General features: G+C 48.4%; 7 protein-coding genes. 2 read left to right on the top strand and 5 right to left on the bottom strand.

Annotation, left to right across the window (positions count from 1 at the left end; all coding sequences use genetic code 11):
- The first annotated feature begins 379 nt into the window (after positions 1–379).
- The gene (gene grxC, locus NK638_RS11370; RefSeq protein WP_075100643.1) at positions 380–643 is read left to right on the top strand and encodes a glutaredoxin 3; all 264 of its coding nucleotides are present in this window, start codon (positions 380–382) and stop codon (positions 641–643) included.
- 230 nt (positions 644–873) lie between these two features.
- Positions 874–1,326 (top strand): protein-export chaperone SecB, encoded by a 453-nt coding sequence (gene secB / locus NK638_RS11375; RefSeq protein WP_075100642.1) that lies wholly within the window; start codon positions 874–876, stop codon positions 1,324–1,326.
- A 205-nt stretch (positions 1,327–1,531) separates the two neighbouring features.
- Here the strand turns inward: secB and adk are convergent, their stop codons facing one another.
- The 5 genes from adk to NK638_RS11400 form a co-directional block, all read right to left on the bottom strand.
- Positions 1,532–2,185 carry an adenylate kinase gene (gene adk, locus NK638_RS11380; protein ID WP_192995176.1) on the bottom strand — a complete coding sequence of 218 codons (654 nt, stop codon included), beginning with the start codon at positions 2,183–2,185 and terminating at the stop codon, positions 1,532–1,534.
- Positions 2,186–2,417: 232 nt separating this feature from the next.
- Positions 2,418–3,698 (bottom strand): c-type cytochrome biogenesis protein CcmI, encoded by a 1,281-nt coding sequence (gene ccmI, locus NK638_RS11385; protein WP_274633103.1) that lies wholly within the window; start codon positions 3,696–3,698, stop codon positions 2,418–2,420.
- Positions 3,695–4,258 carry a cytochrome c-type biogenesis protein gene (locus NK638_RS11390; protein WP_446739837.1) on the bottom strand — a complete coding sequence of 188 codons (564 nt, stop codon included), beginning with the start codon at positions 4,256–4,258 and terminating at the stop codon, positions 3,695–3,697. Before NK638_RS11390 ends, ccmI begins: the two co-directional genes overlap by 4 nt.
- On the bottom strand, positions 4,255–4,914 hold the full coding sequence (locus NK638_RS11395; RefSeq protein WP_075100637.1) for a DsbE family thiol:disulfide interchange protein: 660 nt from the start codon (positions 4,912–4,914) through the stop codon (positions 4,255–4,257). The genes NK638_RS11390 and NK638_RS11395 overlap by 4 nt, the downstream gene beginning before the upstream one ends.
- Before the next feature lie 4 nt (positions 4,915–4,918).
- Positions 4,919–6,442: heme lyase CcmF/NrfE family subunit (locus NK638_RS11400; RefSeq protein ID WP_274633104.1), on the bottom strand; the 1,524-nt coding region annotated here is incomplete at its 5' end.

The raw sequence follows: 6,442 nt of genomic DNA on the forward strand, positions 1-6,442 counted from the left end.
GGGATGCTATTTTTAAACGTAGGTTGCGCAGCCTCTGGGAACGCAGCACGCAAGTGAAATTTTAGCGGCCTTGCTGGTTAGTAAACACATGACTTTTTTGTTTAGAATCGATTATAGTTATATCACTGCAGCGCCTTTTTGGCCCATCCCGCTTGAATTTGCCTGACACATCCCCACTGTACTAATAAGCCCGACCCAATACCTCGCACGTTTACTTGTGAGTAACTGATAATCATCATTTTTATCACATGATTTTTTATCGTATTTTTTATAATCACTAGGGTCTGTTAAGCATTCTACTTTTTATTCATATTTTTTATGCGTAGTTTTTTATAATAAAGTCATTACTGACGACCATACTGACCAATAAGGATTTATCATGACTGTATCTGTCAAAGTTTATACCACGCCTATCTGCCCGTACTGCTCTAACGCCAAACAACTACTAAAAACCAAAGGCGTCGATTATGAAGAAATTGGTATGCACGATATGACGAGCGAAGAGCGCCGCGCATTGATGCAAAAGACCAATAACTATCGCACCGTGCCACAGATTTTTGTGGGTGATACCTTTGTCGGCGGTTTTGATGAGCTCAATCAACTGAACCAACAAGGCAAGCTTGACGAGCTATTGGCTGGTTAATTTACAAGTTTTTTGCAACCTTGTTTTGCGGTTTGTCATCAGCTGTGTAATGATAAGCAGCGGCAAAATAAAACACGGTGTTATGCAATGCGTGTGATAAAACGGCGAGATTGGTCTTTTTGATTCAATCTTGGCCACTATTACCATAAGGCTTTTATGACGAAGCTTTTGTTGTAGTATTTTTAATCATAACTTGCCCAATCATTTGATCTAATTTTAGAGGAATTATCATGGCTGAAGAACAAGCACAACCACAATTGGCACTAGAGCGCATTTATGTAAAAGACATGTCACTTGAGGTGCCAGGCGCGAGCGTATTTACCAAAGAGTGGAACCCAGAGCTTGACATCAATCTCTCTAGCAACGCAGAAAAGCTAGACGACGATCATTATCAAATCGTCTTGACCGTCAGCGTGACTGCAAAAAACGCAGGCGAAGCTGCATTTATCGCTGAGGTGCATCAAGCGGGTATTTTCTTATTAAAAGACATTCCAGAAGACCAAATCGGTCAAATTCTAGGCGCTTATTGCCCAAATGTGCTATTCCCCTATGCACGCGAAGTCATCAGCGACATCGTCACACGTGGTAGCTTCCCGCAGTTACTGCTCGCTCCTGTAAACTTTGACCAAGCCTACGCACAAAGCCAGCAGCAAGCACAAGTTGATGCGCAAGGTAATGCATAAGCAGTAAGCTGCTAAAGCAGAAAGCTGTTGTGCAAAATGCATATTAAAAGCCGCTTACTTGTCATAGGTAAGCGGTTTTTTTATGAGTATGGTTGTGTGTGGGCAGGGTTGTGCGGGCATGGCTATATGAATGCGTATCAGCCACAAAAAAACCCTGCTAAGAAACAGGGCTTTCAATCACGGCATCGGTTATCTTATAACAAGATTAACCCTTTAGCGCCGTTAAGATTTGTTGTTTGACATCATCAATCGCTTGCGTGCCGTCAAACTTATCGTATTTCGGCGCATCACCACCTTCAGCCGCTTTGTTTTGATAAAAATCTACCAGCGCTGAGGTTTGCTGATGATACGTCGCTAGGCGATCACGAATGGTTGACTCTTGATCGTCCTCACGCTGGATCAGCGCTTCACCCGTTACATCATCGATACCTTCGACCTTTGGCGGATTGTGATCGACGTGGTAAACACGGCCTGAGCCTGGGTGCTGGCGACGGCCAGACAAACGCTTGACGATTTCGTCATCAGGTACGCTGATTTCGATGACATGGTCGATTGCAACATCCGCATCAGCCAGCGCTTGCGCTTGTGGAATCGTACGTGGAAAACCATCTAAGATACAACCATTGGCACAGTCAGGCTTAGCGATACGTTCTTTCACTAGGTTAATGATAAGGTCGTCAGATACCAAACCACCAGCATTCATGATGTCTTTGGCTTGTTTGCCAAGCTCACTGCCTTCTTTGATTGCTGCTCGCAACATATCGCCAGTTGAGATCTGCGGAATGTCATACTCTTTAGAAATAAACTGGGCTTGGGTACCTTTACCGGCGCCTGGTGGACCTAGCAAAATAATACGCATCATTACACAACTCTCCTTAATAGGTAGGATTTTGGGACTAATAAATACTTAGGGATTGGTTGGTTGCTAAGCTACCTTACCTTGTGGCTTGACAAAGCTCAAGTATTTTCATTATCTACAGTAAAAAGTCGCAATGACTTCTCTGTTCATATAATGCAGTTGCGCGCTGCTGTGACGACGACAGCGCGCTTACTGAGTGGGTAATAGTCGCTACTAACAACCGTTATAAATACTAGGGAATTTGTTGATTGATTTCAATATTGGCCTGATTTTGATCGGCACTAATGACCACAGGGTTGCCAGACAAGTCGCCTGACTCAGCCGCCGCGGTGCCGCTATGACTGATACGAGCGATCACCGCCAGCTGTACCTTGTCTGCACGCGCCGATTGCAAGGTGCGTTCAGGCATCATCGCATCGAGATCGCTTAGACTGATAGTGGCCTCGCCTTGTTTGATCACGCTGATCGGTAAGCGCTTGGCGGCAAATGGCGGCCCACCGTTGACATCACGTATCGCCACAAAAAGTACATCGTCTGCCTTGACAAGTGGCAACAGGCTAGCGCTGATTCTAATGCTTACCTCTACCCCTTCTGAGGCTTGCTGCTGCTGCGCGCTGACATTGGCGCTGAGCTCATCTAGGCTGGCTAAGGCTTTTGTATGGTCGCCAGGTTTGGCCGCGATACTGCTCCGCAGACGTTTAATCCAGCCTTGCGCCTCCTCAAAGTTATTACTACGCGCCTCACCCATGGCCATCAGCATTTGCGCGCCTTCGTGGCTTGGGTTTTTGGCCAGCACGTCCTGCAAGATGCGGCGACTGGTGGCGTCTAGTTGGCCTTTATTGGCAAAGAAGCTGATCTGTGCATAGGTCGTCGCAATCTCCTCGTTATCAGGCGATAAGCGATAAGCACGTGACAATGCCTCTAGCGCCGAGTCTGTCGCCTCTAATGACAAAAACAGCTCAGATAAACGCATCCAGCGATTGGGGTCATCAGCATGACGATAGACATTGGTCTGCATCGCGCTGATAAGCTGCTGGCCGTTTTCAATTGCCCATACAGGTGGCTGATCGATTTTGCCAGTCAACAAGTCATCAGCGACTTTTCCAACCTTGTCTTCAGCCGTCCACAGCTCAAACACAGGCGTTCGGTCACCCACCATCAAATACGCCAGCGCAGCCAATACAGGCACCCAAACCATGAGGATCAGGCGGCTTTTGATACCAGGGGTGACCATCGGCGTGACTTCACGCTGGGCATCCAATAGTTGCCGCTCAAGCTCGAGCTTTTGATTTTGGTAGTGAGCATCATCGATGGTGCCACTGTCTTTGTCTGTTTGTAGCTCTGCCAGACGCTCGCGAAACACCGCCACGTTGATATCTAGTAGCTGGTTGTCCACAGAAGTGCCTGATGTACGCGTGGCGCGCAGCCATGGCATGATGGCAATAACAGCAAGGAGTAAGGCAGTCAGTAAGCTTAGAGCAATAAATAAGCCAGCAGTAGAGAATATGGTCATTTTTTGTCCTCGGGGCTTGTGGTGTCATGAGCGTCATTATCGGTGCTATTGGCACGCGATAGCAGACGATCAAGTTCGGCTTTTTCGGCGGCAGTCAGCTCCGAGGCGGTATTATCTACCGTTACTCTACTCTGACCGCTCGCTACCAGCTGGCGGCGACGGCTTTGCCAAAACCACCCTATCAATAATACGATCAGTAGCAATGGCGGAAAAAACCATAAAATCCATGTCGATGGACGTACAGGCGGCTTGTAGCTGATAAAATCGCCGTAGCGCTCTTGCATATAAGCGCGAATCTCACCATCACTACGACCGTCTTTTACCATATCGTAGGTTTTTTGCTTTAAATCTTGAGCGATCGGCGCATCAGAGCCGGCCAAGTTTTGGTTTTGACATTTCGGGCAACGCAGCTCTTCGATTAGCCCTCGATATTGGGCTTCTTGTTGTGCAGAGTCAAAATCATATACCTCTATCGCCGCGTAACTTATGCTACTGAGCAAGCACGCTAGGACAACGCCGGCTAGCTTCAGTATCAGGGTAGATAAGTGATTAGCCATCATTTACATGCCTCCGCAACCTGAGCTGGATCTGGGCTGATGTTTTTATCATTGGCGTCATTGAGCACCATAAGACAAGGGGTGATACGGCTTTGCCAATTGCTCTCGTTTACTTCCCCAATAATATGCTGGCGAATAACACCCTTCCCATCGACCACAAAGGTCTCAGGCGCACCGGTCAACCCCAAATCCAAAGCAAATTGACCAGATAAATCTTGAATAGACATCGAAAACGGATCGCCGCCGCGGTTGAGATAGCTGAGCGCATCACCGATATCGTCTTTGTAGTTGACGCCCACTAAGTTGACACCGCGCTCCTCTAGCTGCATCAAAAAAGGATGCTCGATGATACAAGTTGGGCACCAAGAGCCCCAGACATTGAGCAAAAACGGCTGATCGGGCAAATTGTCGTTGGTCATGATACGGCTGGTGTCTGACAATAACGGCAACTCAAAAGGCGGCACCGGACGCTCAAGCGCCGTATTGGTCACGATATCTGTGGGCTTACCCAGACGCATATACAGCATAACGAGTAAGCCGATAAACACAATCAGCGGAATCAAGAACCATACTTTTAGCTGCTTTTTGTTCATGGTTTTAGACCCCTGTACAGAGGTTTTTTGGGTGCTATTTTCAGAGGAATGATTGGATGAGCTCATGTGTTTACGCCCCTCTCTTTGGTGCTGGTGTGTCCAAGTCGGCAACCGTGGCAAAGCCTGATTTTTTGGCAGCGACTTTCGCAGGTGTCTTGTCTTTATTAAAACGATAACGCTTATCAAGCATACTGAGCAGCGCACCTAACGCCATGATGATTGCGCCTAGCCATATCCAGCGAATCAGTGGCTTCACATAGATACGAATTGCCCATTCGTTACTGTCAGCGGCGATAGGCTCACCAAGCGCCACATAGACGTCACGCATGAGGCTAGCATCAACGGCAGCTTCGGTCATTGGCATCATACTGATGATGTAGTTACGTTTTTCAGGATACAAAGTTGTGACATCGCGCCCATCTTTGCTGACCAATACTTCAGCTTGAGTAGCATCAAAGTTACTGCCTTTGACTTCGCGAAAGTCCTTAACCGTAAAGTCATAGCCTTGGACATGGACGCTCTCGTTTGGCCCTAGTGCAACATCACGCTCGATGCTGAGCGTGCTGGTAAAGGCCACACCAATGACAGCAATGATGACACCAATATGCGCGGTTTGTTGCCCCCAATAGCTCAGACGCAGCTGGCGCAGCCCCTGCAGACGACTTGGGGCGTTTTTAGTTTTATCCTTGAAATCAACGACCATCCAAAACAACACCCAAAAACTAATCGCCAATGTCACGCCAATATTGAGCATAGCAGAGGGGCTAGCAAAGTAGGTGATAATCGCAGCCAGTACCAGACTACTTGCGGCAATCACCATGCCAGCGCCCAAGAGTGGGCGGCTGTCTTTTTTCCAGCGAATGTTTGAGCCCATACCCATCGCGATGAGCAGCAGCCACGTCAGTGGCACAAACAGCGCGTTGAAGTACGGAGGGCCGACAGAGACCTGACCGAAGTTAAAGGAGTCAGCGATAATCGGATATAGCGTACCCAGCAATACCACCAAGGTAGCAATTAAAATAATAACGTTGTTAATCACCAAAAACGACTCTCGTGAGATCAGCTGATACTGACTCTCAACCGTCAAGCGCCAACCGCGCACCGCAAACATCAACAGGCCGCCGCCCACAACGATACCAAGAATCATCAAAACCACCAGCCCGCGCGTGGGGTCGGCAGCAAATGAGTGCACGGAGGTAATCACTCCTGAGCGCACCAAAAAAGTACCAAGCAAGCTCAGCGCAAAGGCAAAAATAGCCAGCATGATCGTCCAAGCCTTAAAGACCCCGCGTTTTTCGGTCACCGCCAGCGAATGCAGCAAAGCCGTACCAGCCAGCCACGGCATGAGTGAGGCGTTTTCTACAGGATCCCAAAACCACCAGCCGCCCCAGCCAAGCTCATAATACGCCCACCAAGAGCCAAGAGCGATACCAACGGTCAAAAACCCCCAAGCCGCTAGCGCCCATGGACGAGACCAACGTGTCCATACTGCATCCAAACGCCCTTCCCACAATGCCGCCATACAAAAAGCAAATGGCACCGCTAAGCCCACATAGCCCATATACAGCATCGGTGGGTGAATGATCAGCCCAAA

Source organism: Psychrobacter sp. A3, from assembly GCF_028823565.1.
In the GTDB taxonomy this organism is placed as follows: Bacteria; Pseudomonadota; Gammaproteobacteria; order Pseudomonadales; family Moraxellaceae; genus Psychrobacter; species Psychrobacter celer.

Excerpts from the sequence above, each read along its gene's own strand:
- grxC (WP_075100643.1), top strand. The coding sequence starts at position 380 with ATGACTGTATCTGTCAAAGTTTATACCACGCCTATCTGCCCGTACTGC.
- secB (WP_075100642.1), top strand. The coding sequence starts at position 874 with ATGGCTGAAGAACAAGCACAACCACAATTGGCACTAGAGCGCATTTAT.
- adk (WP_192995176.1), bottom strand. The coding sequence starts at position 2,185 with ATGCGTATTATTTTGCTAGGTCCACCAGGCGCCGGTAAAGGTACCCAA.
- ccmI (WP_274633103.1), bottom strand. The coding sequence starts at position 3,698 with ATGACCATATTCTCTACTGCTGGCTTATTTATTGCTCTAAGCTTACTG.
- NK638_RS11390 (WP_446739837.1), bottom strand. The coding sequence starts at position 4,258 with ATGATGGCTAATCACTTATCTACCCTGATACTGAAGCTAGCCGGCGTT.
- NK638_RS11395 (WP_075100637.1), bottom strand. The coding sequence starts at position 4,914 with ATGAGCTCATCCAATCATTCCTCTGAAAATAGCACCCAAAAAACCTCT.